The sequence below is a fragment of the Aquimarina sp. TRL1 genome (assembly GCF_013365535.1).
Lineage (GTDB): Bacteria > Bacteroidota > Bacteroidia > Flavobacteriales > Flavobacteriaceae > Aquimarina > Aquimarina hainanensis.
In genome coordinates this window covers 4,918,594-4,938,291 of the sequence record NZ_CP053590.1, presented here as the reverse complement: position 1 = coordinate 4,938,291, position 19,698 = coordinate 4,918,594, and the positions used below count along the sequence as shown (strand labels likewise).

The following is a 19,698-nucleotide window of genomic DNA, read 5'->3' as shown; positions in this document are numbered from 1 at the left end:
TCGTTAGAAATGATTAATGTAATTATATTCTTATATGATTGATTATTTTATGATGTTTTGAGCGAGCGCCCGTTTCTAAATGCTGATATGTTTTTTTTTTTTTTTGCCATTTTAAGAAACGATCTTTAAATATAGCCACTTTCTCTTCGTCGGATAATTGATTAGGGAATTGAAAAGAGTATTGTTTAAACGCTTTTATTAATAGATTCGTTATAATGATGTCTTTGTACTCGTATTTTTCTGATTGATTAGGCTTGTAGCCGTAATTTTCTAATAAAGTAAGGAAAATATCTTCTCCGTAAGGAGTTATTTGTCTAATTTGTTGATCCAGGTTATTCATTTCGTAATCTTTCACCGAACTTACTATTTTGTTGTGGGTGTATTGGGAATAAGTAATTAAAACGGCATAAATGGCAAGTGAAGTGACGAATAAGTTTGTTGAAATGTATTTCAAGGGATTAAAAAGGATGTGTATCCTTCGGGTTGATAATTTCCTCCCGGCATTTCAGGAATAAAATGTAGCTTATGTTGATGCTTTTGTGTTAGAGGTCTGTTGTAAATGATACATGATAATTTATGGTTTGTTTTATTGGAACCATATCAAAAACAGCGGTAGGAAAATACTTAAAAAAATAAAGCCCTGCTATTGCAGGGCTTTTAATACGGGTGGAAGATCGGTCTCGAACCGACGACCTCCTGAACCACAATCAGGCGCTCTAACCAACTGAGCTACAACCACCGTTTTAATTCGGGGGCAAATATAATGCCTTTTATCGTATTAGCAAAGGAAAAAATGAATTAAATTAGGTTAAAAATAGAATCCACTGCTACATAGCGTTCTACAGTGAAGCCTTCTGCATATGATACGCCAATAATACGACCAAGATCGGCTGCCCGGTACGAAATACTGTCTTTAAAATTCTTATTCGAAATAGGTGTGGACGGCTCTTTACTTGACGGATCATAAAACTGAGAGGCGTATGCCATTACACTTTTTATTTTAGTATCCATATGATCACTGACATCAACAACAAAGTCAGGTTCTATGTTCTTCCACTGGATATAGTGATACACATGTTTTGGTCTCCATGCTTGCTGAGCATTACCATTTATCTGAGTCTCGATTCTTCTCAATCCAGATAAAAAGCAAGCATCACTGGTAAGTTTACTTCCTTTACCATGATCAATATGCCGGTCTGTTACCGCATTACATAAAACAATTTCCGGCTGGTATTTTCTAATGATTTTAATAATTTCTAACTGATGAAATTCGTCATTGATGAAAAAACCATCTCTAAAACCAAGATTTTCACGAACAGAGACTCCTAGTATATCAGCTGCATTTCTGGCTTCCTGATCTCGTATTTCTGGGGTTCCTCTGGTTCCTAATTCTCCTCTGGTAAGGTCTAAAATTCCTACTTTTTTTCCATTACTAATTTCTTTGGCAATAGTTCCGGCACAACTTAATTCCACATCGTCAGGATGCGCTCCTATAGCGAGAATATCTAATTTCATTCACTTATTTTTTTAGTCTTTACTAGTTCTTTTTTAGTTTCGTTAATGGCTTGTTGTATATCTGCGATTATATCTTTTTTATTTTCGATTCCAATACTTAGTCGTAATAAATTGTCTGTAATTCCTTGTTGTAGTCTTTCTTCTGGTGATAATAAAGCATGTGAGGTTACTGCTGGTGATAAAATGGTACTTTCTACTCCGGCAAGACTCATGGAGCTTTTTATTAATTGCAGGTTTTTCTGAAAAAGAGCAGGACAAATGTAGTTCTGTAGCTCAAAGGATACCATACCGCCATATCCCTTCATTTGTTTTTTAGCAATATGATGATTTGGGTGTGTTTTTAGTCCAGGGTAATAGATGGTTTTGACATCTTCATTTTTATGAAGCCATTTTGCGACTTGTTTTGCATTTTTATTCTGTTGTTTTACTCGAAGGCCAAGTGTTTTTATACTTCGTTCTAACATCCAGACGGTAAAATCACTTAAACTACCACCAAGATTGATTCCTAATTGGAAGATCGTGTTGATGTTTTCTTTTGTAGATACAACAGCCCCTGCCAGAATATCACTATGACCTCCCAGATATTTTGTTGCAGAGTGAATGACAATGTCAACTCCAAGATCGATCGGGGTTTGATTGACAGGAGAGGCAAATGTATTGTCAATCATTGTGGTGATACGATGTTTTTTTGCAATCGATGTGACAGCAGTAATATCTGTAATGGTTAACAAAGGGTTAGAAGGTGTTTCTATATATATAACCTTGGTATTGGGGCGTATTTCTTTTTCGAGGAGATCAATATGATCCACATTGACGAATGTATATTCGATTCCATATCTATGAAACTCCTTTTTTACGAGATTAGCAGTTCCTCCATATAGTGTTTGTTGTAAAATAATGTGATCTCCTTTTTGTAAAAAGGCGAGAAGAGTAGTGCTTATTGCTGCCATTCCACTCCCGAAAATCAATGCGCTTTCTCCATTCTCTAATCGGGCAATTTTTTTACTTAATGCTTCTTGATTAGGAGTGTTAAAATATCTTGGATACCTCTTTGTTTCTACTTCTTCAAAAGCATATGAAGTAGATAGGTAAATAGGAGAGATGGCACCATTGAACTGGGAGTCTTCAAGTTGTCCCCAATGGGTGCAGACTGTGTTAAATCCTTTCTTAGTTGAGTCCATATAATACGAGCTAAAAATATGCTCTAAATTACTACTAAAAAGGTATAAAGACGAATTTCATAAAAGAAATCGAAAATGATACGCTTACATAAGCTTCATCTTACTTATGTTTTTCATGATTGTCTGGAAAAATTGTTGGGTGTCATATGGTTTTATGATGACATCATTCATTCCGACAGATAATGCCTGATTTCTCACTTCCCCTTCTTCAACTGCTGTGAGGGCAATTACAGGAATATTAGGGTTAAATTCCCGAATTATTTTTGTAGCGTCTAATCCGTTCATTTCCGGCATATTGATGTCCATTAAGACAAGATCGAATTTTTCACTTCTTAATTTTTCTATGGCATCCATTCCATTGCTGGCTACATCACAGGTATACCCCTTCTTTTTCAGGATGTTCTGAGTGACAATTTGATTGATTTTGTTATCATCGACAATAAGAACATAAAAATTAGAAGTGCCAATACTAATAGCTTCTCCGGTTTTTAGTGCTATTTCATGAGCTTTAATTGCCTTTTCGTAAGTTAAATCAAAATAAAATTCAGATCCGACACCCTCTTCACTGATAATATGAATTTCACTATCGTGTAATTGGATTAATTTTTTGACAATAGCAAGTCCCAGCCCCGTTCCTTCGTATTCCAGATTTTGGTTTTTGACCTGGGCAAAATTATCAAAGATAGTTTTTTGTTTGCTTTTTGGAATACCAATACCATTGTCTTTTACTGTAAAACGAAGTTTATAGACATTATTTTTATATTCCAGGCATTGTACTTTGACCCAGATATTTCCATCTTTTGTGAACTTTAATGCATTCCCGATAAGGTTGATTAAAATTTGAGATAGTCTTACAGAGTCTCCTAATAATGTACTGTTGATTTTAGGATCAATATCGATTAATGCAGTATTGTTGTTGCTTTTTTGTTTGGTGTGCAAAGAATTTACGATTCCTTCTATAAGCGATCGTAAATCAAATGAAACTTTCTCCAGCTTAACTTCATTAGTTTCTATTTTACTCAGTTGTAGTACATCGTTAATTAATGCCAATAAATAATCTCCAGAGAATTTTAAAGACTCTAAGTATTCATTTCTTTTTTTCTCTTCCGGGTTTTCCATTAATAGCGAAGTTAATCCGATAACTCCATAGAGGGGAGTTCTCAATTCATGGCTTACGGTAGAGATGAATTGTGATTTTAAGGTAGAGACTTGCTCGGCAGCTTCTTTTGCAATTAGTAGTTCTTTGTTTTTCTCAAGAAGGTCGTTATTTAGCTTTCTTTTTTGTGTGTTATTTTTGTAGGCGCTTAATAAAAAAGCCATTGATATGAGAATAAGGATAGTTCCCAGTGCAATAATGATTCGCCATTTTATAACCTGAGAAGCACGTTCTGCTTTGTCCTCATCTGCTTGTTTGATTTGTTCTTTATATTGTCCTACCTGATATTTTACATTTGCTTTTTGTAGTTCTATAATATTTTTTAGGTTAATTGCCTTTAAGAGGTTGTCTACATATTCCTGTTGGTAGTCATATGCAGATTTGAAATCTCGCTGAATATAATACAGCATTGATTTTGCTTTGTAAGCAGTCGCTAGCTGTTGATAGAAATTAGAAGTAAGTTCATTGTTTTTACTCTTATCATTGATACTAGCTTCTCTTTTGGAATGAAAGATGGCTTCCTTTAAGTATTTTTCTGCTTTTTCGTAGCGTTCTGTACTGATATAATATTTTCCTAATAACACATGTAATCGTACCTGATCCAGACTGGAGGTGTGATTTCCGATAAGCTTTTTGGCAGGAGATAGATAATTATATGCCTTGTTATATGCTTTGCGATTAATGTATAAGCTACTGAGATTCAGTAAAGGACGGATCATCCTAGACGTATCATTAAGTCGTACAGCAAATTTATAGGATTGATTGTAATAATGAATTCCTTTCTGATAGGTGTTTTTATCCTTTGAGTATAAACGAGCCAGATTGTTGTACAGATCTGTTTCTAAAGGTTTGTTTTTTGAAATTTGAGAGTAAGTAAGTGCTTTTAGGTAATTGGATTTAGCCTCGTGGTCATCTTCATTGATTTCATAGTTTTTGGCAATAATCGTATGAATGAGTCCCTTACTTTTAGAATCGTCATTAAAAGCCGCATTTTGTAATGCAATTTTGGCAATTTCCAGCGATTCATCGTATTTGTATTGATCCTGTAATTTTTCAGCTTTTTTGATATACAAATGAATGCTATCAGCACTCAATGAGTTTTGAGCTCTAGAGTTTTGTAGATGACAAACAAGAAAAATAGTAATGATGTACGTAAAAAAGTTTTTCAACTTATGCGGTTTTCAAGTAAACTAGTTAAGCGAAAATACAAAAATTGATGTAACAAAGTGTAAATCGTCGTAATTAATGTGCAATTTATCTATGTTTTTGTAAGAAAAGAGGTTTTTGCGTAGGTTTTTGGGGTTAATAAAGTTGTTTATTAGGAAAAACTATCAGTACATAAAAAATAAAAATTGTTTCGTTGTTTGAAGCCATAATTCAGCTGTATATTTGTGATCGAAAAAAATATTAATACAAACATTAAAAAAAAACAGAAAATGGCAATTGTAGGCAAAAAATTTCCAAATCTTGAAGTAGATGCAATGAACGATATGGGCGATACTTTTAAGATTAATGTTTTAGAAGAAGCAAGAAAGAATAACAAAAAAGTATTGCTTTTCTGGTATCCAAAGGATTTCACTTTTGTATGTCCAACAGAACTACATGCTTTTCAAGAGGCGCTAGGAGAATTCGAAAAAAGAAACACAGTAGTAATAGGAGCGTCTTGTGATACTCCAGAAGTACACTTTGCTTGGTTGAATACTTCTAAAGATAATGGAGGTATCGAAGGTGTAACATATCCAATTTTAGCAGATTCTAATAGAAACCTGGCTAGTACATTAGGGATATTAGACATCACTAATGAGACATATAATGAAGAAACAGGAGCAGTATTGGTAGAAGGAGATAATGTTACTTATAGAGCAACTTACCTTATTGATGAAGAAGGAACTGTATTCCACGAAGGAGTAAATCACATGCCGGTAGGAAGAAATGTAGCAGAATTTTTACGTTTGATAGATGCATACGCTCACGTACAGAAAAACGGAGAAGTATGTCCTGCAAACTGGGAAGAAGGAAAAGATGCAATGTCTGCAAATAGAGACGGTGTAGCTTCTTACTTAGCTTCTCACTAATAAAAAAAACTTTCCGGGGTTCTCAAGAGTCCCGGAAAGTCAAAAAAATAACAAAAAAAAAGAATTATGATAGAAGAATTAAAGGAAGATAATTTAGCAGACGTAGTAGGTGCCAATGATACAGTTGTAGTACAGTACTCTGCGACATGGTGTGGTAATTGTAGAATTATGAAGCCAAAGTTCAAAAAATTATCGACAGAAGTAGAAGGAGCAGCATTTGTAATTGTCGATGCAGAAAAATTTCCAGAGTCCAGAAAAATGGCTACAGTAAATAACCTACCAACTTTTGCCGTGTTTAAAGGAGGAGATTTTGTAAATCAAGTACAGACAAATAAATATGATGTTCTAAAAGAATTAGTAAATGAAGTTACCAGTAATTAAGCACCTCACTAATTTTATTGAGGAAAATGACGAAGATTTTTTAGTAGAAACGATAGAAACACTGGAGGCATTAACAGAAGTCCCTTCCTTAAAGGATGAAGAATTAGATGTTATAGGAGAGTTAATATCTAATATGTACGGAGCCCTGGAAGTGGATAAAATGATCAAAGAAGGAACTCCTAAAAAAGAAGCGTTAAATACTTTTATGAAACGTGTCTTAGGATCTATAGATACCTAAGTATAAAATACCTACTGGATAGGAACATGAAATGTATCATACTATATCTTTATATATGATACATTATTGTTTTATACGAATTACAAAATAAAATCGTTCTGCTTTTTATAAGATTTTATGTAGATAAAATGCATAATCTTATTAATTTTATATCTAAAAATTAAAACAATAACAACATGGCTTCAATTACACTAAAAGGAGACACGATTCACACTTCTGGAGTACTACCAGAAAGAAACACACAAGCACCGGATTTCGAACTGATAAATGCTGATTTATCAGTGACAAAACTTTCTGACTATAAAGGGTCGAGAGTTGTACTTAATATCTTCCCTTCTGTTGATACAGGAACCTGTGCAGCATCTGTAAGAGCATTTAATAAAGAAGCAAATAATCTAGAAAATACCAAAGTTCTTTGTGTATCCAGAGATCTGCCTTTTGCACAAGCTAGGTTTTGTGGAGCAGAAGGATTAGAGAATGTCGTAAACCATTCTGATTTTAAAGATGGGAAATTTGGAAAAGATTACGGGGTAGAGATCGTAGATGGTCCTTTACAAGGGTTACATTCCAGAGCTGTAGTCGTGCTAAATGAAGAAGGTACGGTTATGTATACAGAGCAAGTGGCTGAAATCACAGAAGAACCAAATTACGCGGCCGCTTTAGAAGTACTGTCATAAAATTATATGGGTAATATTACCAAATTTATTCAAGGACGTTTACGGGGAACCAAATATGCTGTAAAAGGAGCCTTACTGTTATTAAAAACAGAACCTAGTATTCAGGTTCAGGCAGGTATAGGTGTTGTAATGACAATAGCGGGATTTTATTTTGAAATTACCGCTACCGAATGGATATTACAAACTTTTGCCATTGGTCTAATAATGAGTGTTGAAGGGCTTAATACTGCAGCAGAAGCTATTGCAGATTTTGTCCATCCTGATTACCATGATAAAATAGGATTTATTAAAGATGTAGCTGCAGGAGCAGTGTTTATTGCAGCAGTTACAGCGGTTATTATTGGTGGTATTATTTACCTCCCGTATTTGTTATAGAAATTTTTTTAGCTTTTTTACGTTCCTTTATAGATATTCGTATTTTTGCGATAAGACATCAATAAATGGCTAAAAAAAAGACAACCACTAAAAGAAAAAGCACAAAAGGGTCTAAGACCACACTAAAAGAAAAGTTAACCTTCTCAAGACAGCAAAAAGTTGTTTTGGGAAGTTTTCTGTTTTTTTTAGGAATAGGTTTGTTTTTTGCTTTTATATCTTTCTTCTATAATTGGAAAATAGACCAAAGTGAAATATCTCAATTCGGGAACAGAGAAGCAGAAGTAAAAAACTGGCTCAGTAAATTCGGGGCATCAGTTAGTCACTTTTTTATTTTCAAAGGTTTTGGAATATCTGCATTAATCTTACCAGTCTTAATATCGCTGTCCGGAGTTTATCTCTTTTTTGATTTGAATAGAAAAAAATTGGCGGGATTTTGGTTCTGGGGGATATTGGTGATGCTGTGGATTGCTGTTGTATTCGGTTTTATAGAAAAAGAAAACGGGCTATTAGCAGGGGTAATCGGATACGAAATTAATGATTTTTTGAGAGACTATATCGGTTTTATAGGTACGGTATTGGTACTCGCTTTTCTTGCCATAGTCTATATCGTAGTAAGATTGCAATATACTCCAGAGAAAATTGCTGTTTCACTAAAGAATTTAGAAAAGAAACAACCTCGCAAAAAGACTGAAAATACAGCTGTAGCGGAAGAAATTCAACCGGTCGTAGAAGAAACTCCCGAGATTACAGAAAAAAACGATATAACAGCTACCAAAAACACAGAATTGGAAGTAGAGGCAAGTTATGTTCCTGTAGCAGACACCACTATTTCTATGGCTGTAGATACTGCTGTTGAGCAAAAAGAACCAAAAAATGAAACTGATAAAATTGTCATAAAATCAGAAACAGATCCTGAGGACATTGCAATGGAAGTGGAAACTGTTGTAGAAGAAGAAGAGGTTGTAGAAAGTCTGAGCGAAAAACTGGTTCAGGATTTTGGAGAGTTTGATCCAAAATTAGAATTAGGTAATTATAGGTTTCCTACTATTGATTTGCTCAAAGACTATACAAGCCAACTAGGAGGAATTACGATAGATCAGGGAGAGTTAGAAGAAAATAAAAACAGAATTGTAGAGACATTAAAGAACTACAAAATCGAAATTGCTCAGATCAAAGCTACAGTTGGTCCTACGGTAACTTTATACGAAATTGTACCAGAAGCAGGAATTAGAATTTCTAAGATTAAAAACCTGGAGGATGATATAGCATTGTCTCTGGCAGCACTGGGGATTCGTATTATTGCCCCGATTCCGGGAAAAGGAACTATTGGAATTGAAGTTCCTAATAAGAAATCGACCATTGTATCTATGCGCTCTGCAATTTCTTCTTCTAAATTCCAGAATGCCGAGATGGAGCTGCCACTATCATTAGGTAAAACAATTTCGAATGAAACCTTTGTTGTGGATCTGGCAAAAATGCCTCATTTACTTATGGCAGGAGCTACCGGGCAAGGTAAATCCGTTGGTCTTAATGCTATCTTGACATCGTTGTTGTATAAAAAACATCCGGCAGAAGTCAAGTTTGTATTAGTGGACCCAAAGAAAGTAGAACTTACGTTGTTCAATAAAATAGAAAGACACTTTTTAGCAAAATTACCAGATACGGAAGAAGCAATTATAACCGATAATACGAAGGTTATAAATACGCTGAATTCATTGTGTATTGAGATGGATGCCAGGTATGATTTGCTAAAATCAGCAATGGTTCGAAATATTAAAGAATACAATGCAAAATTTATAGCCAGAAAACTAAATCCAGAAAACGGGCATAAGTTTTTACCATATATAGTATTGGTTATTGATGAGTTTGCAGACTTAATCATGACAGCAGGAAAAGAAGTAGAAACTCCCATTGCCAGATTAGCACAATTAGCCAGGGCAATAGGAATTCACTTAATTATTGCTACTCAACGACCTTCTGTAAACGTGATTACGGGGATGATCAAAGCAAACTTCCCTGCCAGAATAGCATTTAGAGTAACCTCCAAGATTGACTCGAGAACTATTTTAGACTCAGGAGGAGCAGACCAACTGATAGGTAGAGGGGATATGTTGTATACCCAAGGAAATGACTTGGTTAGGATTCAATGTGCTTTTGTGGATACCCCAGAAGTAGAACGTATTACTGAATATATCGGAGGCCAAAAAGCATATCCAGATGCACATTTGCTACCTGAATATGTAGGTGAAGAAAGTGGCACGAGTATTGATATAAGTGTAAGTGACCGGGATAAATTGTTTGCCGAAGCAGCAGAAGTTATCGTTACTGCACAGCAAGGTTCAGCCTCTTTATTACAGAGAAAGTTGAAATTAGGATATAACCGGGCAGGAAGATTAATAGATCAATTAGAAGCAGCAGGAATTGTAGGACCATTTGAAGGAAGTAAAGCAAGACAAGTTTTAGTTCCGGATTTGACAGCCCTTCAGAAACTTCTGGATGAAGAAGGTTGATCGTAAAAAAAGAATATAATTAATATACAATACCATAAGCATAAAATGAAAAAGCTATTATTAGTACTATTTATTACAACTGGATTTACAACCATGCAAGCACAAAGTGCCAAAGACTTTTTAAACGAAGTCTCTGCAAAAGTAAAAAGTTATAATAATATTGTTATAGGATTCAAGTATGCAATTAATAACCCAAAAGAAAATGTATCACAGGAAACTAGAGGAGATGTTACGCTAGAAGGAGAGAAGTATATTTTAAACCTTATGGGGGTTAAACAATTATTTGATGGGAAGAAGTTACATGTAATTAGCCCGGAAGATGAAGAAATTAATATCTCATCATATAGTGAAGACGATGACAATAGTATTACTCCATCAAAGATGTTGACTTTTTATGAAGAAGGGTTTACCTATAAAATGGATATTGTACAGAATGTTAACGGAAGAAAAATTCAGTTTGTAAAGTTGGTGCCGATTGATTCTAAAAGTGATTTAAAAGAGATTTTATTAGGAGTTGATAAGCAAACAAAAAATATTTACAAATTGATTCAGGTACAAAATAATGGGACAAATGTAACTTTTACAGTAAATAGTTTTAAAACCAATCAGCCCTTATCAAAAACATTATTTACTTTTGACAAAACAAAGTATGAAAATTACTATATCAACCATTTAGACTAGTTACATCATTGAAAATAATTGATAGATATATTTTAACGTCTTTTTTAAAGACGTTTTTTCCGCTTTTTATAATTATAATGTTTATTCTTTTGTTGCAAACCATCTGGTTATTCATATCAGAGTTGGCGGGAAAAGATTTAGACTTTTCAGTAATTATGAAGTTCCTGACTTTCGCGACTCCTAGGTTAATTCCTATGGTATTACCATTAACCATTCTTTTGACTTCTATTATGGTTTTTGGGAATTTTTCAGAGAACTATGAATTTGCTGCTATGAAGTCTTCGGGAATTTCATTGCAGCGGGCTATGAGAATGCTTACAGGGTTTATGATCCTTGTTGGTTTAGGAGCTTTTTGGTTTTCCAATACGATTATACCAGAATCAGAAAAGAGGTTTATCAATCTGAGAAAAAATATTGTAAAAGTAAAACCAGCAATGGTTATTACCCCGAATCAATTTAATGATTTGGGGGATATTAATATACGGGTTTCTGATAAACATGGAGATAATGACCAGTTTCTGACAGATGTGATCATTCATAAAAAATCCGTCAGACCGGGTAATTATACCGTGATAAAAGCGGTAGAGGGAGAGTTGCAGGGGAGCAAAGATTCGGATTTGATTACTTTGGTACTTAAGGATGGTAACTATTATGAAGATATACAGGAGAATAAGCCAAACTCAAAAAAGAAACTCCCGTTTGTAAAGACACACTTCAAGCAGTATGTATTAAATATCGATTTGTCAGAATTAGGAAATGTTGATATGGATGCTCAGCAATATAGTAAAGGGCATAATATGCTCAATGTTGCAGAGTTAAAAGAAGAGATTGATACAATATCATCTACTTATAACCTGAAAAGAAAGTCACTACACACTGAAGTAGATGTGATAATAGGGGCAGAAGGGCTAAACAAAAATATTAAGATCGATACACTTCAGGCATCAAATGATACCCTGAACCTCGAAAAATATTTTACAGCACGACAGAAAGTAGAAATAAGTAATAATGCAATATCCAGTGTTGATGTGGTCCTTAGAAAAATTACGTCATCCAAGAAGAGTCTTACGTTCAAAAAGAGAGCCTTAAATAAGTACGAAATGTCATTGCACGATAAATATGCATTGGGGATTGCTTGTGTCTTATTGTTTTTTGTAGGGGCCCCGTTAGGAGCAATTATAAGAAAAGGAGGATTAGGGCTCCCGATAGTAGTAGGAGTTGTATTGTTTTTAGTGTATCACTTTATAGGGATTTTTGCTAAAAATGGGGCAGAAGAAGACGGAATTCCTCCATTTTTAGGATCCTGGCTGGCTACCTTTGTTGTCTTTCCTCTTAGTATTTTCCTTACCTACAGAGCAACGAGAGATAGAGGCTTTTTTAATTTTGACTTTATAACCGTTCCAATAAGAAATTTCTTCGTAAAACGATTCTCTAAAAAGAAGAAATAGGATTCTTTTTGAATATCTTTGCGATTAAATAAATTAAGATTTAAAACATGTCAAAAATTACCGAAACTAAAGCGGATATCAAACTGAATACTATACAAGAAGCAATAGATGATATTCGCAAAGGAAAGGTTATTATAGTGGTAGATGATGAAGATAGAGAAAATGAAGGTGATTTTATAGCAGCTGCAGAAAAAGTAACTCCGGAAATGATCAATTTCATGGCGACTCATGGAAGAGGATTGATATGTGCTCCGCTTACAGATGATCGATGTGATGAGTTAGATTTGCAGATGATGGTTCAGCATAATACAGTACTTCATGAAACACAGTTTACAGTTTCTGTCGATCTAAAAGGTCATGGATGTACTACCGGAATTTCCGTTCATGATAGAGCTAAGACAATCAAATCTCTAGTTGATGAAAGCACAAAACCTAGTGACCTAGGTAGACCAGGGCATATTTTTCCGTTGAGAGCTAAAAATGGAGGCGTATTGAGAAGAACGGGGCATACTGAAGCCGCAGTTGATTTAGCACGTTTAGCAGGGCTAAATCCAGCAGGGATTTTAGTAGAAATATTAAATGAAGATGGTACAATGGCGCGATTACCTCAATTGGTGGAAGTGGCCAAAAAGTTTGACCTGAAACTAATTTCTATAGAAGACCTGGTAGCCTATAGAATGCAACATGATTCATTGATCGAGAAAAAAGAAGACTTTGATATTCAGACGCGATTTGGAGCCTTTAGGTTAAGAGCTTATCAGCAAACAACCAACAGTCAGGTACATATTGCACTGACTAAAGGAAGCTGGAAAGAAGATGAACCGATCCTGACCAGAATTAATTCTACCTTGTTTAATAATGATATTTTGGGGACGCTAACCCATAATGCTGATGATCGTCTGGCAGCAATGTTCAAGAGAATTAATGACGAAGGAAAAGGAGCAATCATTTTTATCAATCAGGAGAGTCAATCCTTTAACCTGTTAAAACGTTTGGCAGGATTAAAAGAATTGCAGACAGGGAAAGAAGTTGTCAAAGCACCAAAAATGACGATGGATAGTAAAGATTTTGGAATTGGGGCTCAGATCTTACACGATCTCAATATTCATAAACTACGATTGGTTTCTAACAGTGAACAGCAAAAACGCGTAGGAATGATAGGGTATGGATTAGAAATAACAGAATATGTAGGATATTAATATAATACCCTACATATTTATATGATTATAGTATTATTATAAGATACTTGCAAGGGCTTCTACCATTTTAGAAGCCCTTTCTTTTACTTCATTTTCTGACCACCCTACTTTTATAAGGCAAGATATGGTTCTTCCCATCCAGGCATCACTTGCTGGGAATGCTTTGTTATTTCTTTGCAGTCCAGAGACAATATCATCAGCATATTTTATAAGAGAAGAGGGAGTTAACAAATGTTCCCATTTTTTGTAATAATGCCAATTGTTGTCATACCAATAAAAACAAGCATCTACACCGTGTTCACCAAGTGTTTTATGAGCCTTTCTGGCGATGTTCTCATCTGGTAAGAAGAAGCTTAAAAATGCATAGCTTTCCACACCGGTATCAGGAACGCTTCTGAATGATACTTCCGGGATTGTTGCCAGGGCAGAGCGGAGGATCGAATAATTCTTCTGCTGTAGAGAGATTGTATGATCAAGCTTTCTCAACTGTGCAATTCCAACAGCGGCATTAAGTTCTGAAATACGGTAGTTGTATCCTAAAAAAGGATGGGATTCTGCTCCTCGGTCATTACCAATATGATCGTGTCCGTGATCGTGATATTTATGCGCATGATCAGCATAGGTGTCATTATTAGTGATGACAGCTCCTCCTTCCCCGCAGGTAATGGTTTTGACAAAATCAAAAGAGAAACAACCCAGATCTCCATAGCTTCCCAAAGGCTTTCCTGCATAGAAACCTCCAATAGCCTGACAAGCATCTTCCAGCAATAGTAATTGGTGTTTGTCACAGATGTGTTTTAAGGAAGCTAAATCAGCCATAGAACCACACATATGTACAGGCATTACTGCTTTTGTTTTTGAAGTAATAGCAGCTTCTACTGCGGCAGGGTTTAACGTAAGTGTATCGTCAATATCACATAAAACAGGAATTGCTCCGGTAGCTAAAATAGCTTCAAAACTAGCTACAAAAGTAAAGGTAGGCATGATCACTTCATCTCCATATCCAATACCTGCAGAAGCAAGTGCTACTGTTAGAGCGGCAGTTCCACTGGAAACTACCTGAGCGTGTTTTACTTTCATTTTAGCAGCTAGATCCTGTTCTAGCTCTAATGCTTTATGATGCCCATTTCTCATAGGATCAAATCCATAACGCATTAATACTCCGTTGTCTAAGACGTCTTGAACCTCTTTTCTTTCTTCGTTACCAAATAACTCAAATCCTGGCATGTATTGTTGTTTTAATTTGTAAACTCTATTTTTTTAAGAATATTCTTTTTGTGTTTATTATAAAGCAGTTCTTCCTAAAAAGAAAAAAACTCTTTTCAACAAAAATATTGAAAAGAGTTTTTATTATTTAGTTGTATGTTTCTAAAACTACTATTTTTTTAACATATCATGAATAAATGAAAAATAACCGGAAGGGTCTCTCAATTGGCTGTAAGCACTGATAGTACCGATAATTTTTTCTCTGGAGTTAAAAACTATAATTTTAGGAAACGTTTTTTCTTTATTATACTTTTTGATTAATTGCGAATTTAACTGGCGCTGTTCTTCTGTAATAATGTCTTCTCTTCTGGGATAATCTACCTCTAGTAACACAAAGTCCTTTGCCGTTTTTTTAAACTCAGGAGAGTGAAAAAAATCTTCTTTTAGCATTTTGCAGGGAGCACACCAATCGCTTCCAGTAAAATACATGAGAATAGGTTTATGTGTTCTTTTTGATAGTTTCTTTGCAGTATCAAAATTGGTTACCCATTTTAATTCTCTATGCTGAGCAGTAAGGAGTGTGGTGGACGTTATTAGTAATAAAAAACACAACTTTTTCATAGTTTACGACTTAGGGGATATAAACAAAAATAACATTTTATTTAAATTATTCGCAAACACCTTGCCAATTAATAGTTTTACAGATTAATTACAATTTCATCCAGTGGTTTACGCACTTTTTTCATGTCAGAAAACATATCATCATCAGCTCTGTATCCTACTGGTAATGCTAATACGGAACGAAGACCTCGTTCTTTTAATTTTAATACTTCATCGTACTTAGCAGGAATAAACCCTTCCATTGGACAAGAATCAATTTTTTCGAGCGCACATACATTTAGTAAATTCCCCAGTGCTATATAAGCTTGTTTGGATGCCCAGGTAATGATATCCTCTTCAGACTTTTCTCCAAAAGAAGTTATCAATTGATTTTTGAACGGATCAAGGATCTCATCAGGAGTATTCCGAATGTTTTTTACCGTATCAAAGTACTTGTTAATATATTGTTCTCCAATATTTGTTTCAATACAAATAACAAATAAGTGAGAAGCATCACTAACTTGTGATTGATTCCAGGAATGTTGCTTTAGTTCCTCTTGTAATTCTTTGTTGTTAATAACCAATAGCTTTAGAGGTTGTAACCCATAAGAAGTAGCAGTTAGATTAAAAGACTCTACAAGGATATCTATTTTTTCTTGTGGAAGTGTTTTGGTATTGTCGAATTTTTTAGTCGCATATCGCCATTTAAGACTATCAATAATATTCATTAGAAGTTTTTTAGAATCTATCACAAAGATACTAGGAATAGGGCTACCTTTGAATTTTTTTACAGTATGTTAACTTAGTAGAGGTATTTAAGTAATGGAAGAACGAATAGAAAAATCAGAAACAAGAATCTTTAAAGCAGTATTTCCTAATACAACAAATCATTATGAAACCTTGTTTGGAGGAACGGCACTACAATTGATGGATGAAGTATCTTTTATTTGTGCTACCCGGTTTAGCAGAAAGAAGGTAGTGACAATTTCTACAGATAAGATTGATTTCAAAAAACCAATTCCTGCGGGTTCTATAGTAGAGTTAGTCGCTAAGGTAGTAGTTGTAGGGCGAACAAGTTGTTCGGTTCAGGTAGATATTTTCAAAGAAGATATGTATAGTGATGAACGGGAAAAAGCAGTAACTGGTCTGTTTAAGTTTGTAGCGATTGATCAGGATAAAAAACCAACGCCAATCATTTGATCATACAACAGATAAAAAAGTGCCTATAATTCTCTTTATAGGCACTTCTGTTTTATCGTATTTAAGGAAGTTAAATTTATTTTTTGTTAACCAATTGCTTGATTTTAATATTAAAAGCAGCAAATAGTAATGTCATAAATGGACTGATGTAATTAAAAATAGCAAAAAAGAAGTAATCTGCTACCGGAACACCGAGAACTCCACTTTGGTATGCCCCACAGGTATTCCAGGGGACTAACACAGAAGTAACTGTTCCAGAATCTTCAAGAGTACGACTTAAGTTCTCAGGAGCTAGTCCTTTTTCTTTAAAAGCTTTGGCATACATTTTTCCGGGAACAACTATGGCTAGGTATTGATCAGATGCGGTAACATTTAATGCGAGGCAACTAGCAACTGTACTGGCAAAAAGTCCGAAAATAGAATCGAATAAGCTCAATAATGCTTTACTAATCCTGGATAGAGCCCCAATGGCATCCATGATACCACCAAAAACCATCGCACAGACAATAAGCCAAATAGTACCCAACATCCCATTCATTCCTCCAGAAGTAAACAAATCGTTTAGTTCTTCACTACTAGTTACAACCGCAGTATCTACAGTCATAGCCTTCATAACGCCTATATAGGCAGTTTTGAAATCCATAATCTTGCTCTCTGCTATGCTCATAACAATTTCCGGTTGAGCGATAATGGCAGCGATTCCTCCTAATAAAGTTCCTATTAATAAAGCTACAAGAGGAGGCGTTTTTTTTATGATCAGACCGATAACGATAACAGGAACAATAAATAACCAGGGGGTGATATTAAAAGCATCTCCAATTGCAGTTAATTGTTCCCCGATTTCCGGAGTTCCGGTAGTGTCTAATGTCAGACCTATGATGATAAAAATAATAAGAGTAATGATAATAGTGGGGACTGTTGTATAAGTCATATATCGGATATGAGAAAACAATTCTCCTCCAGCCATTGCAGGAGCTAAATTCGTCGTATCAGAAAGAGGAGACATTTTATCTCCGAAATATGCTCCAGAAATAACAGCTCCAGCTGTCATTCCAGCTCCAATACCTAAGGTGTCTCCAATACCTATTAATGCAATTCCTACGGTAGCTGAGGTTGTCCAGGAACTCCCCGTAGCAATGGATATGATTGCACAAATAATAACACAGGCAGCTAAAAATATTGTAGGGTTTAATATTTGAAGACCATAATAAATCATTGTTGGAATAATACCACTAATCAACCAGGTACCAGCCAACGAACCTACCATTAATAAGATAAGAAGTGCTACGGCGGTTGATTTTATATTATTCGCTACTTCTTCCATCATTTGTTTATAGGATACCTTGTTAAAAAAACCAACGATAGCAGCAACGGCAGCTCCTAATAATAAAATAAACTGATTACTACCGCTTAGCGCATCATCTCCAAATGCAAAAGATACATTGTAGAATAACATTCCTACCAAAATAATGATTGGTAGAAGGGCTTCCCAGATGTTTAGTTCTTTATTTTTAATGATTTCTTCGTCTTGAGGCTTAGAAGGAGTAATATTTTGACTATCCATATATAGAATTCGTAATTAAAAAGATGTAATGTTACGATATTATTAAAATCTATGCAATGAATTTTTTTAAACAACAGCCTGTTTTTAAAACACTTCTAAAACTTAAAATGTGTTAAAATAGTTGATTTTGTGTATTTTGTCGACTAATAATGTTTTTTGTCGATTATTTCGGTTTATTCATAATGTTATTTTAATGTAAACATATTTGTTGGTCATATATTTGAAGTGTAAAAAAGAAAGAAAATTAAATTTTATTGTTTTTAGTGTTTTTTTTGCCCCTAGTGAATTAACCTTACTGTGATTAAATTACCCCCAATGTGAATTGACCTAGCTAATTTAAATTCACTTCCCCAAATGGTAAAGCCTCTCCCCCAGAGGCTTTTTTTTATTTCTGATATCTTAGTAACTTGTTAGAAAAATACTCTATGAATTCACTTCGTTTCATCGCATTAGAATTATTCGTATTATTCGTATTGCTGCCCGTTAGCTTTTTGATAACGTATCCTTTTGTTATTAAAGCAGGAGTAACTCTCCTCGCATTTGGGTATGTGTTATGGGGTATAAAGAAAAGAAAAGTATTTAAGAAGAAAGAAGAATGGAGAAACACAGGATTTTTTTGGAGAGATACACTATTTAAATTTCTGATAATTGCAATCATCACCACAGTGTATGTATATCTTGTAGCCCCCCAGCATTTATTTTTTATTCCTTTAAAGAAAACCGGATTATGGTTAATTATTCTTTTGGTGTATACTTTTCTTTCCGTGCTACCTCAGGAAATAATATATCGTACGTTTTTTTTCGAGCGATACGCTTCTTTGGTAGATAATAAATGGTTGTTTATTTTTATCAATGCTATTTTATTTTCATTAGCACATCTCTTTCTGAAGAGTCCTCTGGTTCAGATAATAACTTTTATAGGAGGATTGTTGTTTGCATTTACATATCTGAAAACCAGGTCAACAATACTTGTCTCTATTGAGCATGCATTATATGGTTGCTGGTTGTTTACAGTAGGCATGGGGGAGATGTTAGCATTTCCAGGAATAGAAGGATGATATTCAGAGATATTAAAAAGACAGAGGCATCTATATGTGATGCCTCTGTGATGTTTTTACAAAGTATTTAAATACTGAATAAGTGCTTGTACGGCTTTTCCTCTGTGACTTATTGCATTTTTTTCTGATAGCGGGAGTTCTGCAAAAGTTTTATCATGCCCCAGCGGTTGAAATACCGGATCATATCCAAAACCTTGGCTTCCGGTTTTCTGAAGTGTAATTTCTCCACTGCAAATACCTGTGAATGTCTCTTTTGTATCTCCTATGATTAGGGATATAACAGTTTTGAAACTTGCAGTTCGATCGTTTTCAGAGGCTAATTCAGTCAGTAGTTTATCCATATTAGCATTGGCGTCTTTTTCTTTACCTGCATAGCGGGCAGAATATACACCAGGAGCTCCGTTTAATGCCTTGACCTCTAATCCGGTATCATCAGCAAAACAATCGTAGCCATACTGTTCTTTGACATACATAGCTTTTTGTAAGGCATTCCCCTCTATAGTAGGGGATGTTTCGGGGATATCTACATCACAGCCTATATCGGCTAGGCTTAGAATCTGTATATGATCCGGTAAAGCAGCCTGTACTTCCTTTACTTTGTTTTTATTATTAGTAGCGAAAACTAATTTCATAT

At 34.8% G+C, this 19,698-nt stretch carries 20 protein-coding genes and 1 tRNA gene; 11 read left to right on the top strand and 10 right to left on the bottom strand.

Annotation, left to right across the window (positions count from 1 at the left end):
- Positions 1-22: 22 nt before the first annotated feature.
- From HN014_RS20360 to HN014_RS20340, 5 genes are all read right to left on the bottom strand, one after another.
- Entirely contained in the window at positions 23-355 is a 333-nt protein-coding gene (locus HN014_RS20360; protein WP_176030673.1) for a hypothetical protein, read from the bottom strand.
- A gap of 309 nt (positions 356-664) precedes the next feature.
- A tRNA-His gene (locus HN014_RS20355) sits at positions 665-740 on the bottom strand.
- A 58-nt stretch (positions 741-798) separates the two neighbouring features.
- On the bottom strand, positions 799-1,515 hold the full coding sequence (gene bshB1, locus HN014_RS20350) for a bacillithiol biosynthesis deacetylase BshB1 (RefSeq protein ID WP_176030672.1): 717 nt from the start codon (positions 1,513-1,515) through the stop codon (positions 799-801).
- Positions 1,512-2,696, bottom strand: a complete 1,185-nt coding sequence (locus tag HN014_RS20345; protein ID WP_176030671.1) for a PLP-dependent aspartate aminotransferase family protein — start codon at positions 2,694-2,696, stop codon at positions 1,512-1,514. The genes bshB1 and HN014_RS20345 overlap by 4 nt, the downstream gene beginning before the upstream one ends.
- An 84-nt stretch (positions 2,697-2,780) precedes the next feature.
- Positions 2,781-5,021 (bottom strand): response regulator, encoded by a 2,241-nt coding sequence (locus HN014_RS20340; protein ID WP_176030670.1) that lies wholly within the window; start codon positions 5,019-5,021, stop codon positions 2,781-2,783.
- 267 nt (positions 5,022-5,288) lie between these two features.
- On the opposite strand from HN014_RS20340, the gene HN014_RS20335 reads away from it, so the two are divergent.
- The 9 genes from HN014_RS20335 (at position 5,289) to ribB (ending at position 13,436) form a co-directional block, all read left to right on the top strand.
- The gene (locus HN014_RS20335) at positions 5,289-5,927 is read left to right on the top strand and encodes a peroxiredoxin (RefSeq protein WP_176030669.1); all 639 of its coding nucleotides are present in this window, start codon (positions 5,289-5,291) and stop codon (positions 5,925-5,927) included.
- Positions 5,928-5,993: 66 nt separating this feature from the next.
- A complete protein-coding gene (locus tag HN014_RS20330) occupies positions 5,994-6,308 on the top strand; it encodes a co-chaperone YbbN (RefSeq protein ID WP_176030668.1) in 315 nt (104 codons plus the stop codon).
- Positions 6,289-6,546 carry a hypothetical protein gene (locus HN014_RS20325; protein WP_176030667.1) on the top strand — a complete coding sequence of 86 codons (258 nt, stop codon included), beginning with the start codon at positions 6,289-6,291 and terminating at the stop codon, positions 6,544-6,546. The genes HN014_RS20330 and HN014_RS20325 overlap by 20 nt, the downstream gene beginning before the upstream one ends.
- A gap of 176 nt (positions 6,547-6,722) precedes the next feature.
- Entirely contained in the window at positions 6,723-7,223 is a 501-nt protein-coding gene (gene tpx, locus HN014_RS20320) for a thiol peroxidase (protein WP_176030666.1), read from the top strand.
- Between the two features lie 6 nt (positions 7,224-7,229).
- On the top strand, positions 7,230-7,598 hold the full coding sequence (locus HN014_RS20315; RefSeq protein WP_176030665.1) for a diacylglycerol kinase: 369 nt from the start codon (positions 7,230-7,232) through the stop codon (positions 7,596-7,598).
- Between the two features lie 65 nt (positions 7,599-7,663).
- Positions 7,664-10,108 carry a DNA translocase FtsK gene (locus HN014_RS20310; RefSeq protein WP_176030664.1) on the top strand — a complete coding sequence of 815 codons (2,445 nt, stop codon included), beginning with the start codon at positions 7,664-7,666 and terminating at the stop codon, positions 10,106-10,108.
- Positions 10,109-10,153: 45 nt separating this feature from the next.
- Complete coding sequence (locus tag HN014_RS20305; protein ID WP_176030663.1) at positions 10,154-10,789, top strand: outer membrane lipoprotein carrier protein LolA; 636 nt, start codon at positions 10,154-10,156, stop codon at positions 10,787-10,789.
- A gap of 8 nt (positions 10,790-10,797) precedes the next feature.
- Positions 10,798-12,237 carry an LptF/LptG family permease gene (locus HN014_RS20300; RefSeq protein WP_176030662.1) on the top strand — a complete coding sequence of 480 codons (1,440 nt, stop codon included), beginning with the start codon at positions 10,798-10,800 and terminating at the stop codon, positions 12,235-12,237.
- A 47-nt stretch (positions 12,238-12,284) separates the two neighbouring features.
- Complete coding sequence (ribB, locus tag HN014_RS20295; RefSeq protein WP_176030661.1) at positions 12,285-13,436, top strand: 3,4-dihydroxy-2-butanone-4-phosphate synthase; 1,152 nt, start codon at positions 12,285-12,287, stop codon at positions 13,434-13,436.
- A gap of 36 nt (positions 13,437-13,472) precedes the next feature.
- Here the strand turns inward: ribB and HN014_RS20290 are convergent, their stop codons facing one another.
- The 3 genes from HN014_RS20290 to HN014_RS20280 all read right to left on the bottom strand — a co-directional run bounded on the left by HN014_RS20290 (position 13,473) and on the right by HN014_RS20280 (position 15,970).
- Entirely contained in the window at positions 13,473-14,663 is a 1,191-nt protein-coding gene (locus HN014_RS20290; RefSeq protein WP_176030660.1) for a DegT/DnrJ/EryC1/StrS aminotransferase family protein, read from the bottom strand.
- Positions 14,664-14,813: 150 nt separating this feature from the next.
- Positions 14,814-15,263, bottom strand: coding sequence for a thioredoxin family protein (locus HN014_RS20285; RefSeq protein ID WP_176030659.1), 450 nt, complete (start codon positions 15,261-15,263; stop codon positions 14,814-14,816).
- Positions 15,264-15,340: 77 nt separating this feature from the next.
- On the bottom strand, positions 15,341-15,970 hold the full coding sequence (locus HN014_RS20280) for an NAD(P)H-dependent oxidoreductase (protein WP_176030658.1): 630 nt from the start codon (positions 15,968-15,970) through the stop codon (positions 15,341-15,343).
- 94 nt (positions 15,971-16,064) lie between these two features.
- Between HN014_RS20280 and HN014_RS20275 the strand changes: the two genes are divergently transcribed.
- Positions 16,065-16,442: an acyl-CoA thioesterase gene (locus tag HN014_RS20275; RefSeq protein ID WP_176030657.1), complete on the top strand. Its 378-nt coding sequence runs from the start codon at positions 16,065-16,067 to the stop codon at positions 16,440-16,442.
- A gap of 76 nt (positions 16,443-16,518) precedes the next feature.
- On the opposite strand, the gene nhaC is transcribed toward HN014_RS20275, so the two are convergent.
- Entirely contained in the window at positions 16,519-18,006 is a 1,488-nt protein-coding gene (gene nhaC / locus HN014_RS20270) for a Na+/H+ antiporter NhaC (protein WP_176030656.1), read from the bottom strand.
- A 425-nt stretch (positions 18,007-18,431) separates the two neighbouring features.
- Here nhaC and HN014_RS20265 point away from each other — a divergent pair, with 425 nt between their 5' ends.
- Positions 18,432-19,064, top strand: coding sequence for a CPBP family intramembrane glutamic endopeptidase (locus tag HN014_RS20265; protein ID WP_176030655.1), 633 nt, complete (start codon positions 18,432-18,434; stop codon positions 19,062-19,064).
- A gap of 56 nt (positions 19,065-19,120) precedes the next feature.
- Here HN014_RS20265 and HN014_RS20260 read toward each other — a convergent pair whose 3' ends face one another.
- The gene (locus HN014_RS20260; RefSeq protein ID WP_176030654.1) at positions 19,121-19,696 is read right to left on the bottom strand and encodes a non-canonical purine NTP diphosphatase; all 576 of its coding nucleotides are present in this window, start codon (positions 19,694-19,696) and stop codon (positions 19,121-19,123) included.
- Positions 19,697-19,698: the final 2 nt, after the last annotated feature.